Below are 14,802 nucleotides of genomic sequence, written 5' to 3' on the forward strand. Positions count from 1 at the left end.
GGCAAAGAGGGCTGCGGTTATGCGCGGAGTCTGCGCGGGGGCATGCCCGGTTTTTTACAATGGGGCCAGATTACTCGGGACCACCATGACGACTACGACCCACGCATCCACGCCCACCGTACAGCCGGGCTCCTTTCTCACCCTGCATTACCGCCTGGCCGGCCTGGCTGGGGACGTGATCAACACCTTCAACGAAAAGCCCGCCACGCTGTCGTTGGGCGCGGGTGAGTTGTCTCCCGCCATGGAGGAGCTGCTGCTGGGCCTGGCCGAAGGCACGCACACCACGTTCGAGCTGGTGGCCGGCGCCGCCTTTGGCGAGCGCAATGTGGACATGATGCAGTGGGTGGCGCGCAAGCTGATGAATGAGCTGGGCGACCCGGACGAGCAATACATGGCCGGCGATGTGGTGCAGTTCCCCACCCCCGACGGCTTGGGCAGCTATGCCGGTGCCGTGGTGCAGGTGCGCGAAGACGGCGCCGTGCTGTTCGACTTCAACCATCCGCTGGCAGGCCAGCCGGTGACGTTCGAGGTCAAGATCATCGGAGTGCTCTGACGTGGTCGGAGCCAAGGAAATCCTGCTGGCCGAGCCGCGCGGCTTTTGTGCCGGCGTGGACCGCGCCATCGAGATCGTGGAGCGCGCGCTGGCCAAGTTTGGCGCGCCCATCTATGTGCGCCATGAGATCGTGCACAACACCTTTGTGGTCAATGACCTGAAGGCCAAGGGTGCCATCTTTATCGAAGAACTGGATGACGTGCCTGCGGGCGCCACCCTGGTGTTCAGCGCCCATGGCGTGTCCAAGGCCGTGCAGGAAGAGGCCAAGGCCCGTGGCTTTGCCATCTTCGATGCCACTTGCCCGCTGGTGACCAAGGTGCATGTGGAGGTGGCCAAGCTGGCCAAGGAAGGCTACGAATTTCTGATGATCGGCCACAAAGGCCATCCGGAAGTCGAAGGCACCATGGGCCAGCTGTCCGAAGGCATTCACCTGGTGGAAGACGAGGCCGATGTGGCCACGGTGGCGCCGCGCCAGACCGAAAAGCTGGCCGTGGTCACCCAGACCACGCTGTCCGTGGACGACGCTGCCGGCATCATGGCCGCCATCACCGCCCGCTTTCCGCAAGTGCGCCAGCCCAAGCAACAGGACATTTGCTATGCCACGCAAAACCGCCAGGACGCCGTCAAGGTGCTGGCGCCGCAGGTGGACGTGTTGATTGTGGTGGGCAGCCCCACCAGCTCCAACAGCAACCGCCTGCGCGAGCTGGCGGCCCGCCTGGGCACGCCGGCCTATATGGTGGACAACGCGGACGAGCTGCGTGAGGAATGGTTTGCCAATGCCGCCCGCGTGGGCCTGACGGCGGGGGCCTCGGCACCCGAGGTGCTGGTCAACGACGTGATTGCCCGGGTGCGCAGCCTGGGCGCGGTGGCGGTGCGCAAGATGGATGGCATCGAGGAAACCATCAAGTTTCCCCTGCCCAAGGGCTTGAAGATCGACGCGGCCACCGGCCTGGAGATCGAGGTGCGCAAGGCGCCCGAAACCGGCGCCTGAGATTGAACCGGAAACGCTGTCTGGCGTAGACAGCTACTGAATAAAGAGCACTCCGTGCGTATGCGGCCAGACAATGCAGTCGAAAACTGCTGCAATCTGGCCACTCATGCGCTGAGGGTGCTCTTTTTTTTGAGGGTGGCTGGACGGTGGATGCCAGGCCCTGCGCAAGGCCTGGTGCAAGGCGCAACGCAAGAACTAATGCCAGGCGGCCACCGCCTGCGGGCGATGGCGCAGGCGCTGCTGAGCACGGCCAGCAGCAGGCTGCTGCGCCAGGGGGCAGAGCTACCCTGCCAGCTGCTCCAGCCTGCCGCGATGGTCAGCAGCAAGCTGGTCAGCGCGCCGCCCAGCATCAGCAAGACCAAGGCGGCCGCGCGCGCCGGGTTGGGGGCCTGCGGGTTCAGAGGCCAGAAGGCGAGTGTGGCGGTGCACAGCAAGCCCAGCAGACAAAGCACAAACATGGCAACTCCTTGCAAGAGCGTGTTGACGATCTCTACGCAGGCGCGTTGAAGCGCAATCGGGATGAGTTCGAAGCGATGGAGTGCAGCTTGCACGCGTGTGCAAGCAAGCCACAGCGCGAAGAAATCGCCCGATTTCGCTCCAACCCTGCGGGCCAGTGCCTTTGCGGGCGGTCTACTGTGTTGCGAATCCTCGCAATAGCACGGCTATTGCTGCGGTGTCGCGCCTTGTATCCCATCCCGCAAAGACACTGGCGCGCCGCGAGGAGATCGTAAACACGCTCTAAAGGGCACCCCTTTCAAGGTCTTGGTGTCGGTGCTCTTATCTGGCCTAAATCAGTCGGCAATCAACAGCAAAACCAGCATTGAACTGCCTATTTTTTGTGCACAACAGCGCTAATTTTGGCTTGTTGATGTGCAAATGCAGGTAGATAGCGCCGGTTGCTCAAACACCTTGAAAGGGATGGCTCTAAAGGGTGATGCAGCGCGTGGCGCATTCCTGGGGTCAATGTAGAGACTGCGGGCCTTTTGTGCGCAGGTTGCGCATCAACTCCACAAATCCAGAGGGGGATCGCTGGCAATGGCCTTGAGCAAGTCATTGCGCGAGACAAAGCCGGCCAGCTGCCCCTGGCCATCAGTGACGGGCAGGCCAGGCAGGCCGGTGTCCAGCAGCACGCTGGCCACGCGGCGCAGGTCGGCGCTCTCATCCACCGTGGGCACGGGGGTGAGCATCACCTCGGCCACCGGGCGGCGCGCCAGCGCAATGGCGTCGCGCACGGCGCCGGGCTCGGGCAGCAGATCCAGTGGCGCCATGTCGGCGCGCAGCAGCAGGCCAATGACCTGGCCGGCATCGTTGAGTACCGGAGCCTGGCTGATGCGGTGCTTGGCCAGGTGGTGCCAGGCGTCGTTGACCATGCTGCGCGGCGACACGGTGAATGCCCCGCGCGTCATCACATCGGACACCAGGCGCAGCGGGTGGCGTTCTTCCTTGGGCCCCTGGGCCGTGCCCTCATAGGCGGAGACGGCGCCTTGTGCCAGGGGGCTGCGCAGCGTGGTTTCCGTGGAGGGCTGGTGCAGGGCCGGGCTGCTGCTTTCGTCCTGGGTGGTGAGCGTGTTCAGCGCCTGGCTCCGTGGCACGCGGCGCACCGGAGCGATCTGCGACAGTCGCTCCGGGCCGCCGTGGTACATGGGGCCGTTGATGCCGAATACGTAAAACATGGAGTCTCCCTTGAATGGTGGGTGTGGCCGAACGTGGGTGCCGGCCTCTGGATTTCGGCAATGCCTGTACATGCTATCTATCGGCAGCTGTGCGCATTTCTTGTGGGTGGATGCGGTGTGCCGCCCTGAAGATTTCACGCGGCAGCACCTGCTCTGGGTTCGGAACATGCCACTGCGCTGCACGCAAGCGCGGCTGCACCACTAAAATCGCCGTCTATGCTCGATATTCAACTTCTTCGCAAAGACCTGGACTCGGTCGTCGCCCGACTGCTGACCCGCAAGAACCCGCAAGCCTTCCTGAATGTGGAAGCCTTCAAGGCGCTGGAATCCGAACGCAAGTCCATCCAGACGCGCACGGAAGAGCTGCAGTCCAAGCGCAACCAGCTGTCCAAGCAGATCGGCATGCTGATGGGCAAGGGCGAGAAAGACGCCGCCGAAGCTGCCAAGGCCGAAGTGGCCGCCATGAAGTCCGAGCTGGAGCAATCCGCTGCGCGCCTGGACCAGATCCAGAGCGAGCTGCAAGCCATGCTGGCCGCCGTGCCCAATCTGCCGCACGACAGCGTGCCCGTGGGCGCGGACGAAGAAGGCAATGTGGAAGTGCGCCGCTGGAGTCCTGATGGAAAAGGTCCCAAGCAGTTCGACTTTGCGCTCAAGGACCATGTGGACCTGGGCGCACCCCTGGGGCTGGATTTTGAAGCCGGCGTCAAGCTCAGCGGTGCCCGCTTCACGGTGATGCAGGGCCAGATCGCCCGCTTGCACCGCGCCCTGGCCCAGTTCATGCTGGACCTGCAGACCGAGCAACATGGCTACACCGAATGCTATGTGCCCTATATTGTCAACAGCGACTCCCTCAAGGGCACGGGCCAGTTGCCCAAGTTCGAATGCGATTTGTTTGCGGCCAAGAAGGGCGGCCAGGACGCAGAACCCGTGCCCGATACCGCAGCGCTCTATCTGATTCCCACGGCCGAAGTGCCGCTGACGAATCTGGTGCGCGACGAGGTGCTGGCCGAAGAGCGCCTGCCCATCAAGCTGACGGCGCACAGCCCCTGTTTCCGCTCGGAAGCCGGCTCCTCCGGCCGTGACACGCGCGGCCTGATCCGCCAGCACCAGTTCGACAAGGTCGAGATGGTGCAGATCGTGCATCCGGAAAAAAGCTACGAGGCGCTGGAAGAGATGACGGCCCACGCAGAGGCCGTGCTGCAGAAGCTGGGCCTGTCTTACCGCGTGATGAGCCTGTGCACCGGTGACATGGGCTTTGGCGCGGCCAAGACCTATGACCTGGAAGTGTGGGTGCCGGCGCAGAACACCTTCCGCGAAATCAGCTCTGTCTCCAACTGCGAAGCCTTCCAGGCGCGCCGCATGCAGGCCCGCTTCAAGAACGCCCAGGGCAAGAACGAACTGGTCCACACCTTGAACGGTTCCGGCCTGGCCGTGGGCCGCGCCTTGGTGGCTGTGCTGGAGAACTACCAGAACGCTGATGGCTCGATCACCGTGCCCGAAGCACTGGTTTCGTACATGGGTGGCAAAACTTTGCTGAAGGCCTGATTTTTTAGGCTATAATTTCAGCTTCGACACACGGAGAGGTGGCAGAGTGGTCGAATGTACCTGACTCGAAATCAGGCGTACGTGCAAACGTACCGTGGGTTCGAATCCCACCCTCTCCGCCAATGCGGCTGTAGCTCAGCTGGATAGAGTACTTGGCTACGAACCAAGGGGTCGTGGGTTCGATTCCTGCCAGCCGCACCAGATACAAGCCCCAGAAACGAAAGTTTCTGGGGCTTTTGTCTATTTGTGAAAGCCTTGTTTTTCAGCGTCATGAAAAACAGGTTCTCTTCCAAAGTAATTTGGAAAATTCGAATTTAGGGTTATCAACTGGCCCTATAATCGATAGCTTAGCGGCTGTAGCTCAGCTGGATAGAGTACTTGGCTACGAACCAAGGGGTCGTGGGTTCGATTCCTGCCAGCCGCACCAAACGACAAGCCTCAGAACAGAAATGTTCTGAGGCTTTTTCGTTTGCGCAGCGCATTGCCCGTATGTGTGAAGATGGCGGGCTATGAACAAGGCTTTCACCAAAGAATCCGACGGGGATGACGACGACGAGATCGGCGCGCTGCCGCCATTGCCGCCTGGGGGTAAGAACTACATCACGCCAGCAGGCTACCAACGGCTGCGTGCCGAGCTGCTGGAGTTGATCGACAACGAGCGGCCCAAGATCGTGGAGGTGGTGCACTGGGCGGCCAGCAATGGCGACCGCTCCGAAAACGGCGACTACCTCTACGGCAAAAAACGGCTGCGCGAGATCGATCGCCGCATCCGCTTTCTGACTAAGCGCCTGGAAATTGCCGAAGTGGTGGACCCCGCCGTGCACCATGGCAGCGAGCAGGTCTACTTTGGCGCCACCGTGACCTATGCCGATGATGAAGGTGTGGAGCGCACCATCACCATCCTGGGCATTGACGAGGCCGATAGCGCCCAGGGTCAGGTCAGCTGGATTGCGCCGGTTTCGCGCGCGCTGCTGAAATCACGCACAGGCGATGAGGTGCCGCTGCCCACACCCGCAGGTGTGCGCATGCTGGAGGTGCTGGAGGTGCAATACCCCAAGCCGGCCAACATGTAGTCAAGCCAGCAGTAAACCCGGCCGGGCCGCCTTGGTTTTGGCGCCAGCCGGGCGGTGGTGACCGGGGAACAAAAGGCGGTTGGGCAAAAAACGCCATCGCCATAATGGGCCGCATGCGTGGCCCTTATTTTTTAGCCGGTCATTTCAGATATGCAGGCTTCACTTTGGTGGAATTGCTGCTCACGGTTTTTATTCTTTCCTTGTGCTTGCTGTTGGCGGCGCCCGCGCTGCAAGAGTTCTTTGTCAAAATCAAGCTGCGCCGCATTGCCGATGATTTTGCACAAACCGTTTTCAAGGCCAGAAACACGGCGGTGGGCAAGAACGTCTGCACCACCATGTGCATCAGCAGCAGTGTTGACAAGGACTTGCCGGCCTGCGGCAGCAAGGGTGATGCGGACTGGCAGCCGGGGTGGATGCTTTTCCTCAACCCTTCTTGCGATGCCAATAAAAATACGCCGGATGCGCTGCAAGACATTATTGAGCTGCGTATGGGATGGAGCGAGGAATATTATCTGCAGTCCCAATCCGGGGTGAAGAAAATCAACTTCAACGCCCGTGGTGGAAATGCGATTGCCAATGCCTCGGAATTCGATATTTACTATCGCTCTGCCGGCAATGCCCTCAACGATAAATATGGCTTGAATATCTGCCTGGATGCGCTGGGGCGTGTGCGCACCATTCCCTCCAGCCGCAGCTGCAACAACTACAAATGAGCCGGACATGCGGACCCATCCATATGTTTTGCATCAAGCCGGGGCTTCGCTGCTGGAGGTGATGGTGGCCTTGCTGCTGATGGCCGTGGGCTTGTTGGGCATGGCGGCGTTGCAGGCGTCCACGGCGAAATACCGGGTCAATGTCCAGGCCCAGGCGGCCGTGGCCCTGTTGGTGTCCGACCTGGCGGAGCGGGTGCGCATCAACGCCGGTGCGGCAGGGCCGGGCTTTGGTGTGTACCAGGGCGGTGGTGTTTCGCTGTATGTACTGGAAAGCAGCTGGGCTGACCAGGCCGGGGCGCCGCCAACCGTGGGCAAGGACTGCGAGCGCACGCTCTGCAGCGCGGCCGAGCGTGCAGGTTTTGACATGGCGCTGTGGCGCCAGCGCGTCAGGGAGTTGCTGCCCCAGGGCGCGGCCATGGTGCAGGGCGATAAAGCCTTGGGCATCGATGTGACGCTGATGTGGATGGACAAGGAGCAGCTCAGCGAAACCCGGGAAAAAGACGGTGGCGGTATCGCCAAACAGCTGCGCCTGGCGCCGGTGTGCGTTCTAGACGCCGACCAGACCATGGTCTACAACTGCTGTCCGGGCCAGGCCCGGGCGCCTGCGGGTGTGCGCTGCTGGCGCATGTCGTTTCTGCCCTGATCTACCCTGATGCAAAGGCCGGCCATGCACAGGGCATATGCCAACCACCGGCAGCAGGGCCTGAGCCTGGTGGAGCTGATGGTGGCCATGGCCATCGGCCTGTGGGCCGTGTGGGCGTCCGCCACGGTCTATTTGCACACCGCCAGCCTGCAGCGTGCCCAGGAGCGGCGCAGCGCAGCCGAGGAGGCAGGTGCGTTTGCCATGGGGATGCTGGGCCGCGATATCTTGAATGCGGGCTTTTACCCGGCCAGTTTTGCGTCCAGCGCGGTTGATGGCAGCCAGGTGGGCGGCTATGACAGCTATCCGCCGCTGGAGTCTGCCGTGCGCAAAGACAGCGACTGGCAGAACATGGCACAGGGCTGGCCGCCCCTGGCCTATAGGGCGGGGATTTATGGCTGCGATGGTGGGGAATTCAATGTGCAGACCGCCACCTGCCCCGCGGTGGATGCCAGCCAGCCCGACAGTCTGGTGGTGAATTACTTCAGCGCCGATGCCATGGGCGATGGCGGCAGCCGCAAAGACTGCACCGGCTCGGCCGTGGACAACGACCCCAGCAACAAATACCGGAGCAATGCCGGAAAGAAGCTGAATCAACCTCCGTTGCAGCCGCTGTTTGTCTCCAACCGCTATGCGCTGCGCGATCTGAAGAATTTTGTCGATCAGCAGGATGTGGTCACCAAGAGCCTGGCCTGCTCGGGCAATGGCATGAGCGCCTTTGGCAGCCCCGGCATTTACCAGCCCATGGTCTCGGGCTTCAAGGACATGCGGTTTCGCTATGGCGTGTATTCTGGCGAGGCCGACAGCCTTCCCGAGCGCTTTTATTCCGCGGCGGAGGTCGATGCCATGCCGGTGGTGGGCATCCATGGGCAAGCCTATACGGGCTGGCAGCGGGTCAGTGTGGTCAAGGTCTGCATCCTCATCCAATCCCAGGGTGGTGCGGTGCGGCTGGAAGATCCAGCAGGTCAGGCAATGCGCTATCTGGACTGCGACGACAGGCCGCAGGCCCAGCCTGCGGGCCAATGGGTGCAACGCCTGGTGCAGCTCTTCGGGGTGCGCAATGCGTTGCCATACAGCTATTGAGCGGTGCACCCATGCTGCAGTCCGGCGCCCGCAGCGCGGGCTGGCCTTGATCGTGGTGTTGCTGTTTTTGCTCCTGACTGCCGCCATCAGCGTGTGGGGCGTCAAGCAATCCATTTTTTCCGAGCAGCTGGCACGCAACCAGCTGGATTACGCCGCTGCGCACGAGGCCGCAGAAACCGCGTTGCGCGATGCCGAGCGCGATCTGCTCAACCCCGGCATGACCTTGCTGACCAACGCCTCTTGCAGCCGCGGTGTATTGGCCATCACGCCGGCCGACTTCAGCGCCGATTGCGGCCGTGGCCTGTGTGTACTCAGTGATGCGGCCTACGCGGTGATGGACTGGAACAAGCCCATTGGCGGAGAGGTCTGGTGGCCCACGGCCAAGGGTGGAAAATGGAATAACAACTTTGCGCAAAAGCCCGGCCGCGTGCCTGCCAGCGCCGGTCGCTGTAATTTCTCGGGCGGCGTGCCCCTAGGGGCTTTTACCGGTGCCGCGCCGGTCAAGGCTGTGGCCCGCCAGCCCGAATACCTGGTGGAGTATTTCCGGCGCAAAAAACTGCGCATCAACCAGCAAGAATCGCAGACAACTTCCGGTGACAGCAATGCCTTGCCATGGTCTGCCATGTACCGCATCACGGCACGGGGTTTTGGCTATTCGATGCAAACCCAGGTGGTGCTGCAAACCGTGGTGTTCCCCGATGCGCAGCAGCCGGCGGCGGGCCAGGGAATGGCCGGCAGCACGGCGCCGCGCCTGCAGTGGCGGGAGATTCCCGGCCTGCGCACCTATCCCGATTAGCCAAAGGAGTCTGCGCCATGTCTTCTTCCCCGTCGCGCGGTTTTACGCTGATCGAGCTGATGATGGTGGTGGTCATCGTTGGCGCGCTGGCTGCCTTGGCCTATCCCAGCTATGCCGAACACCTGGCCCAATCCAGGCGCGTGGCCATGACGGCGGTGCTGGCCCAGGGGCAGCAGTGGCTTGAGCGTTTCTATAGCGAGAACTTCAGCTATTACCAAGTGCGGGGCAGCACGGCCTTGGCTGTGGATGGCTTTCCGCCCTCGTTGGCGCAGTCCCCGGCGCCGGGTGAGGGTGCTGCGCACTACACGCTGGAGTTGAGCGTGGATGCCAGGCAGCCTGAGGCCTATGGCCTGAAGGCCAGGCGGACGGGCGCCATGGACGCCGACCGCTGCGGTGATTACCGCATCGACCAGTACGGCCGCAAAACCCTGGAGAATTACGACAGCAGCCGCTTTGCCGATGCAAAGCAGGCCATGGCCTATTGCTGGAAATAGAGCATCTCAAACATCTCTCCGGCGGGCCAGGCCGCAGAAGAACAAAGGACCGATATGCAGGCAGCCGCCGCAGCACAGGCCAGCAGCCGCTGGATGGACAGAGCATTGGATTTGGCCGAGCAGGCGCTTTACCGCACCTCACCCAACCCCCGTGTGGGCTGTGTGCTGGTGGACGCGCTAGGCCAGGTGATTGGCGAAGGCGCCACCCAACGTGCCGGAGGCCCGCATGCCGAAGTCATGGCCTTGCGCGATGCCCAGGCCCGTGGTCATGCGGTGGCGGGCGCCACGGCCTATGTCACGCTGGAGCCCTGTGCCCACACCGGCCGCACGGGGCCTTGTTGTGTGGCCCTGGCCCAGGCCGGCGTGGCCAAGGTGTATGCCGCGCTGCTGGACCCCAACCCCAGGGTGGCAGGCCAGGGCGTGGCCTATCTGCGCAGCCAGGGTGTGGAAGTCGAAGTCGGCTTGGGAGCGGAGCGGGCCCGCGAGCTGAACCTGGGTTTTTTGAGCCGCATGGTGCGCGGCCAGCCCTGGGTGCGCATGAAGGCGGCCACCTCGCTGGATGGCAAAACCGCTTTGCCCAATGGCGCCAGCCAATGGATCACGGGAGAGGCCGCGCGCAACGATGGCCAGCAATGGCGGGCCCGTGCCTGCGCCATCCTCACCGGCGTGGGCACGGTGTTGGCCGACAATCCGCGCCTGGATGTGCGCAGCATGGCCACCGAACGCCAGCCACGGCTGGTGATTGCCGACAGCCAGCTGCGCACTCCGCCCGATGCCACCCTGTTTGCGGCCGAACGCCAGGTGCTGATCTATACCGCGCGGGCTGATGTGCCCCAGGCCGCAGCGCTGCAGCAGCGTGGCGCGGTGTTGGTTGAGATGCCGGATGCGCAGGGGCGGGTGGATATCCCCGCCATGCTGCGCGACCTGGCCCGGCGCGAGGTCAACGAGCTGCATGTGGAGGCCGGCGCCGTGTTCAATGGCGCACTGCTGGCCAGCGGCATGCTGGACGAGCTGCTGCTCTACCTGGCGCCCAGCCTGCTGGGCATGGGGGCGGACATGGCGCAATGGGGTCCGTTGACCGACCTGGCCCAGCGCGTGCCGCTGGGCTTTCAGGAGGTACGCCAGGTGGGGGCCGACCTGCGCGTGCTGGCGCGGGTGCCGGGGCGCGACCGCTTCTGAGGCTGCCAACACGCGCTTGGCACGCTCTGAAACTGTGTCATGGCGATGGGCTGCCGCTGGCTTGCCAGGATGCGGGATATGGGCTCTTGCTATAATCACAGGGTTTTGCATGGTGCAAGACGCACGCCGGAGCCTTTCCAGCCCTGGCGCAAGTAACCAAAAGATGGCCAAGCGCTGTCTTTCTACAAGGAAAAATCATGATCGCTGCCTCCAAAAAGGCTGAAGTTGTCAAGGCCAACGCCCGTTCCGAAAACGACACCGGTAGCCCCGAAGTGCAAGTGGCCCTGCTGACCGCTCGCATCAACGAGCTGACTCCCCACTTCAAGGCAAACGCCAAGGACCACCACGGTCGTCGCGGTCTGCTGCGTATGGTGAGCCGTCGTCGCAAGCTGCTGGACTACCTGAAGTCCAAGGATGCGGACCGTTACACCGCCCTGATCGCCAAGCTGGGCCTGCGTAAGTAAGCACAGTGCAAGATCGGAACGCCTGAGTTAGCGCGCTAGCTCAGGCGTTTTTTACTTTGGAGTTTGTGCAAACAGAGCGAAGCTGTGTCATTCCACCAGCCCACGGGCTATCAAAAAAGATAGCTGGATGTGCGTTTGTGGAATGGCATCGTGTTCTGTTTAGCCTCCAAGCCATTGCTGCAAAAGCTATTGCAGCTACATAACCAGGAGTACACATATGACGATGTTCAACAAAGTCACCAAGACCTTCCAGTGGGGCCAGCACACGGTCACCATGGAAACCGGCGAAATCGCTCGCCAGGCCTCCGGCGCCGTGCTGGTCAACATCGATGACACCGTGGTGCTGGCCACTGTGGTGGGCTCGAAGATCGCCAAGGCCGGCCAGGACTTCTTCCCGCTGACCGTGGACTACATCGAGAAGACCTACGCCGCAGGCAAGATCCCCGGCAGCTTCTTCAAGCGCGAAGCCAAGCCTTCCGAGCTGGAAACCCTGACCAGCCGCCTGATCGACCGCCCCATCCGCCCGCTGTTCCCCGAAGGCTTCTACAACGATGTGCACGTGGTCATCCACACCATCTCGTTGAACCCCGAAGTCGACGCCGACATCGCCGCCATGATCGCCGTCTCCGCCGCCCTGTCGGTGTCGGGCCTGCCCTTCAACGGCCCCATCGGTGCTGCTCGCGTGGGCTACATCAATGGTGAATACGTGCTCAACCCCGGTCAGACCCAGCGCAAGGATTCGCTGATGGACCTGGTGGTGGCTGGTACCGAAGCCGCCGTGCTGATGGTGGAGTCCGAAGCCCAACAACTGCCCGAAGAAGTGATGCTGGGCGCCGTGGTGTTTGGCCACGAGCAAGGCCAGATCGCCATCAACGCCATCCATGACCTGGTGCGTGAAGGTGGCAAGCCCGCTTGGGATTGGACCGCTCCTGCCAAGGACGAAGCCCTGATCGCCAAGGTGGCCGAGCTGGGTGACGCCAAGCTGCGCGCTGCCTACCAAGAGCGCAACAAGCAAGTGCGCACGCACGCCTGCCGCCTGGCCTACGCCGAAGTGAAGGCTGGTCTGACCGAGCAAGGCATTGCCTTTGATGGCGTCAAGGTCGAAGCCATGCTGTTCGACATCGAAGCCGGCATCGTGCGCTCGCAGATCCTGGCCGGTGAGCCCCGCATCGACGGCCGCGATACCCGCACCGTGCGCCCCATCGAAATCCGCAACTCCGTGCTGCCCCGCACCCACGGCTCGGCCCTGTTCACCCGTGGTGAAACCCAGGCCCTGGTGATTTCCACTCTGGGCACCGAGCGCGATGCACAGCGCATCGACGCCCTGGCCGGCGAGTTCGAAGACCGCTTCCTGTTCCACTACAACATGCCTCCCTTTGCCACCGGCGAAGTGGGTCGCATGGGCTCGACCAAGCGCCGCGAAATCGGCCACGGTCGTCTGGCCAAGCGTGCACTGGCTGCCTGCCTGCCGACCAAGGAAGAATTCCCCTACACCATCCGCGTGGTGTCGGAAATCACCGAGTCCAACGGCTCCTCGTCCATGGCTTCGGTCTGCGGCGGCTGCCTGTCCATGATGGACGCCGGTGTGCCCATGAAGGCGCATGTGGCCGGTATCGCCATGGGCCTGATCAAGGAAGACAACAAGTTCGCCGTGCTGACCGACATCCTGGGCGACGAAGATCACCTGGGTGATATGGACTTCAAGGTGGCCGGTACCACCAATGGCATCACCGCCCTGCAGATGGACATCAAGATCCAGGGCATCACCAAGGAAATCATGCAAGTCGCCCTGGCCCAGGCCAAGGAAGCCCGCATGCACATCCTGGGCAAGATGCAAGAAGCCATGGGTGAGGCCAAGACCGAAATTTCGTCGTTCGCTCCCAAGCTCTACACGATGAAGATCAACCCCGAGAAGATCCGTGACGTGATCGGCAAGGGCGGCGCCACCATCCGTGCGCTGACCGAAGAAACCGGCACCCAGATCAACATCGCGGAAGACGGCACCATCACCATCGCTTCCAGCGACGCTGCCAAGGCCGACGAAGCCAAGCTGCGCATCGAGCAGATCACGGCCGAAGTCGAAATCGGCAAGGTCTACGAAGGCCCGATCACCAAGATCCTGGACTTCGGCGCCCTGGTGAACCTGCTGCCCGGCAAGGACGGTCTGCTGCACATCAGCCAGATCGCCCACGAGCGCGTGGAAAAGGTCACCGACTACCTGCAAGAAGGCCAGATCGTCAAGGTCAAGGTCATGGAAACCGATGACAAGGGCCGCATCAAGCTGTCCATGAAGGTGCTGGCCGAGCGTCCCGCCGGCATGGAGCGCAGCGAGCGCCCAGCTCCCGCCGAGCGTGAGCCCCGTGCTCCTCGTCAACCTCGCGAATCCCGTGAGCCCCGCGCTCCCCGCGAATCGCAGGACGACGTTGAGCAGCAGCAACAACAACAGCAATAAGCTGGGTTGAGCGGCTTTGCCGCAGGCCGTGGACAGGTGGCGCATTCGTGCGCTGCCATCCACGGTTTTTGTGTCAAAAAAATGAGCTGCCGTCGCTTTCTCTATCTGCGTGAGCGACGGTTTGGCTGCCAATTTGTAAAGGACGTGCGCACAGCATGCAGGCCATAGAAATCAGTCGTTTCGGTCCGCCCGAAGTGCTGCAGCCTTGCGAGCGCCCCATGCCTCAGCTGCAAGCAGGTGAGGTGTTGATCCGGGTGAGCGCCAGCGGCGTGAACCGCCCGGACGTGGTGCAGCGCAAGGGTGCTTATCCACCGCCGCCGGGTGCTTCCGACCTGCCGGGTCTGGAAGTGGCAGGTGTCATCGAAGCGGGTGACGCGGTCGCCATGGCGGCCGCAGGCTTTGCCGTGGGTGACCGTGTCTGCGCGCTGCTGCAAGGCGGTGGCTATGCGCAGTACTGTGCCGTGCCGGTGGGCCAATGCCTGCCGGTGCCGCAGGGGCTGAGTGATGAGGAGGCTGCGGCTTTGCCGGAGACCTTCTTCACCGTCTGGAGCAATGTGTTCCAGCGCGGGCGTCTGCAGGCGGGCGAGACCTTGTTGATTCAAGGTGGCAGCAGCGGCATTGGTGTGACGGCCATCCAGCTGGCCAAAGCCTTTGGGGCGACGGTCATCGTCACGGCCGGCGCCGACGCCAAATGCGCCGAATGCCTGAAGCTGGGTGCCGACCACGCCATCAACTACAAGACCCAGGACTTTGAGCAGGAGGCCTTGCGGCTGACGGCCAAGCGGGGTGTGGATGTGATTTTGGACATGGTGGCCGGCAGCTATGTGGAGCGTGAAGTGCGCTGCCTGGCGGAAGACGGTCGCCTGGTGGTGATTGCCGTGCAAGGCGGTCTGGAAGCAGGCCTGAATGCCGGCCTTTTGATGCGCCGTCGCCTCACGGTGACGGGCAGCACGCTGCGCCCGCGTGACGTGGCCTTCAAGGCGGCCATTGGCCGCGAACTGCGCGAGCAGGTGTGGCCGCTCCTGGAGCAGCGCCTGGTGCGTCCCATCATCCACAGCCGTTTTGCGGCGCAGGATGCGGGCAAGGCCCATGCGTTGATGGAGTCGGGTGATTTGATCGGCAAGATTGTTTTGACCTGGTGAGCAA

Annotated in this window: 15 protein-coding genes and 3 tRNA genes; 16 read left to right on the forward strand and 2 right to left on the reverse strand. The window is 62.6% G+C overall.

Annotated features, from left to right (window positions below):
• Positions 1–85 precede the first annotated feature (85 nt).
• Complete coding sequence (locus ACA027_RS06095; protein WP_370681511.1) at positions 86–553, forward strand: peptidylprolyl isomerase; 468 nt, start codon at positions 86–88, stop codon at positions 551–553.
• Position 554: 1 nt separating this feature from the next.
• The gene (gene ispH / locus ACA027_RS06100; protein ID WP_370681512.1) at positions 555–1,544 is read left to right on the forward strand and encodes a 4-hydroxy-3-methylbut-2-enyl diphosphate reductase; all 990 of its coding nucleotides are present in this window, start codon (positions 555–557) and stop codon (positions 1,542–1,544) included.
• 104 nt (positions 1,545–1,648) lie between these two features.
• On the opposite strand, the gene ACA027_RS06105 is transcribed toward ispH, so the two are convergent.
• Entirely contained in the window at positions 1,649–2,002 is a 354-nt protein-coding gene (locus ACA027_RS06105; RefSeq protein WP_370681513.1) for a hypothetical protein, read from the reverse strand.
• Positions 2,003–2,545: 543 nt separating this feature from the next.
• Entirely contained in the window at positions 2,546–3,217 is a 672-nt protein-coding gene (locus ACA027_RS06110; protein WP_370681514.1) for an HPP family protein, read from the reverse strand.
• A 216-nt stretch (positions 3,218–3,433) separates the two neighbouring features.
• On the opposite strand from ACA027_RS06110, the gene serS reads away from it, so the two are divergent.
• The 14 genes from serS (at position 3,434) to ACA027_RS06180 (ending at position 14,798) form a co-directional block, all read left to right on the forward strand.
• Positions 3,434–4,762 carry a serine--tRNA ligase gene (gene serS, locus ACA027_RS06115; RefSeq protein WP_370681515.1) on the forward strand — a complete coding sequence of 443 codons (1,329 nt, stop codon included), beginning with the start codon at positions 3,434–3,436 and terminating at the stop codon, positions 4,760–4,762.
• A 32-nt stretch (positions 4,763–4,794) separates the two neighbouring features.
• Positions 4,795–4,884 (forward strand) — tRNA-Ser (locus ACA027_RS06120).
• Between the two features lie 2 nt (positions 4,885–4,886).
• Positions 4,887–4,963: transfer RNA gene (locus tag ACA027_RS06125), tRNA-Arg, on the forward strand.
• 149 nt (positions 4,964–5,112) lie between these two features.
• Positions 5,113–5,189, forward strand: a tRNA-Arg gene (locus ACA027_RS06130).
• An 82-nt stretch (positions 5,190–5,271) separates the two neighbouring features.
• Positions 5,272–5,835, forward strand: a complete 564-nt coding sequence (gene greB / locus ACA027_RS06135; protein ID WP_370681516.1) for a transcription elongation factor GreB — start codon at positions 5,272–5,274, stop codon at positions 5,833–5,835.
• 113 nt (positions 5,836–5,948) lie between these two features.
• Positions 5,949–6,548, forward strand: a complete 600-nt coding sequence (locus tag ACA027_RS06140; RefSeq protein ID WP_370681517.1) for a GspH/FimT family pseudopilin — start codon at positions 5,949–5,951, stop codon at positions 6,546–6,548.
• Between the two features lie 7 nt (positions 6,549–6,555).
• Positions 6,556–7,191 carry a type IV pilus modification protein PilV gene (gene pilV / locus ACA027_RS06145; RefSeq protein ID WP_370681518.1) on the forward strand — a complete coding sequence of 212 codons (636 nt, stop codon included), beginning with the start codon at positions 6,556–6,558 and terminating at the stop codon, positions 7,189–7,191.
• A gap of 24 nt (positions 7,192–7,215) precedes the next feature.
• Positions 7,216–8,271 carry a PilW family protein gene (locus ACA027_RS06150; RefSeq protein WP_370681519.1) on the forward strand — a complete coding sequence of 352 codons (1,056 nt, stop codon included), beginning with the start codon at positions 7,216–7,218 and terminating at the stop codon, positions 8,269–8,271.
• A gap of 55 nt (positions 8,272–8,326) precedes the next feature.
• Positions 8,327–9,067: a pilus assembly protein PilX gene (locus ACA027_RS06155; protein WP_370682524.1), complete on the forward strand. Its 741-nt coding sequence runs from the start codon at positions 8,327–8,329 to the stop codon at positions 9,065–9,067.
• Between the two features lie 17 nt (positions 9,068–9,084).
• Positions 9,085–9,561, forward strand: coding sequence for a type IV pilin protein (locus ACA027_RS06160; RefSeq protein WP_370681520.1), 477 nt, complete (start codon positions 9,085–9,087; stop codon positions 9,559–9,561).
• A gap of 54 nt (positions 9,562–9,615) precedes the next feature.
• Positions 9,616–10,740: a bifunctional diaminohydroxyphosphoribosylaminopyrimidine deaminase/5-amino-6-(5-phosphoribosylamino)uracil reductase RibD gene (gene ribD, locus ACA027_RS06165; protein WP_370681521.1), complete on the forward strand. Its 1,125-nt coding sequence runs from the start codon at positions 9,616–9,618 to the stop codon at positions 10,738–10,740.
• Between the two features lie 197 nt (positions 10,741–10,937).
• Positions 10,938–11,204 carry a 30S ribosomal protein S15 gene (gene rpsO, locus ACA027_RS06170; RefSeq protein ID WP_042418801.1) on the forward strand — a complete coding sequence of 89 codons (267 nt, stop codon included), beginning with the start codon at positions 10,938–10,940 and terminating at the stop codon, positions 11,202–11,204.
• A gap of 217 nt (positions 11,205–11,421) precedes the next feature.
• Entirely contained in the window at positions 11,422–13,656 is a 2,235-nt protein-coding gene (gene pnp, locus ACA027_RS06175) for a polyribonucleotide nucleotidyltransferase (RefSeq protein ID WP_370681522.1), read from the forward strand.
• Positions 13,657–13,811: 155 nt separating this feature from the next.
• Positions 13,812–14,798 carry an NAD(P)H-quinone oxidoreductase gene (locus tag ACA027_RS06180; RefSeq protein ID WP_370681523.1) on the forward strand — a complete coding sequence of 329 codons (987 nt, stop codon included), beginning with the start codon at positions 13,812–13,814 and terminating at the stop codon, positions 14,796–14,798.
• Positions 14,799–14,802: the final 4 nt, after the last annotated feature.

It is taken from the genome of Comamonas sp. GB3 AK4-5, from assembly GCF_041320665.1.
Lineage (GTDB): Bacteria > Pseudomonadota > Gammaproteobacteria > Burkholderiales > Burkholderiaceae_C > Comamonas.

Bases quoted from the DNA above. Each gene is read 5' to 3' on its own strand.
- ACA027_RS06095 (WP_370681511.1), top strand. From the start codon at position 86: ATGACGACTACGACCCACGCATCCACGCCCACCGTACAGCCGGGCTCC.
- ACA027_RS06105 (WP_370681513.1), bottom strand. From the start codon at position 2,002: ATGTTTGTGCTTTGTCTGCTGGGCTTGCTGTGCACCGCCACACTCGCC.
- ACA027_RS06110 (WP_370681514.1), bottom strand. From the start codon at position 3,217: ATGTTTTACGTATTCGGCATCAACGGCCCCATGTACCACGGCGGCCCG.
- serS (WP_370681515.1), top strand. From the start codon at position 3,434: ATGCTCGATATTCAACTTCTTCGCAAAGACCTGGACTCGGTCGTCGCC.
- greB (WP_370681516.1), top strand. From the start codon at position 5,272: ATGAACAAGGCTTTCACCAAAGAATCCGACGGGGATGACGACGACGAG.
- ACA027_RS06140 (WP_370681517.1), top strand. From the start codon at position 5,949: ATGCGTGGCCCTTATTTTTTAGCCGGTCATTTCAGATATGCAGGCTTC.
- pilV (WP_370681518.1), top strand. From the start codon at position 6,556: ATGCGGACCCATCCATATGTTTTGCATCAAGCCGGGGCTTCGCTGCTG.
- ACA027_RS06150 (WP_370681519.1), top strand. From the start codon at position 7,216: ATGCACAGGGCATATGCCAACCACCGGCAGCAGGGCCTGAGCCTGGTG.
- ACA027_RS06160 (WP_370681520.1), top strand. From the start codon at position 9,085: ATGTCTTCTTCCCCGTCGCGCGGTTTTACGCTGATCGAGCTGATGATG.
- ribD (WP_370681521.1), top strand. From the start codon at position 9,616: ATGCAGGCAGCCGCCGCAGCACAGGCCAGCAGCCGCTGGATGGACAGA.
- rpsO (WP_042418801.1), top strand. From the start codon at position 10,938: ATGATCGCTGCCTCCAAAAAGGCTGAAGTTGTCAAGGCCAACGCCCGT.
- pnp (WP_370681522.1), top strand. From the start codon at position 11,422: ATGACGATGTTCAACAAAGTCACCAAGACCTTCCAGTGGGGCCAGCAC.
- ACA027_RS06180 (WP_370681523.1), top strand. From the start codon at position 13,812: ATGCAGGCCATAGAAATCAGTCGTTTCGGTCCGCCCGAAGTGCTGCAG.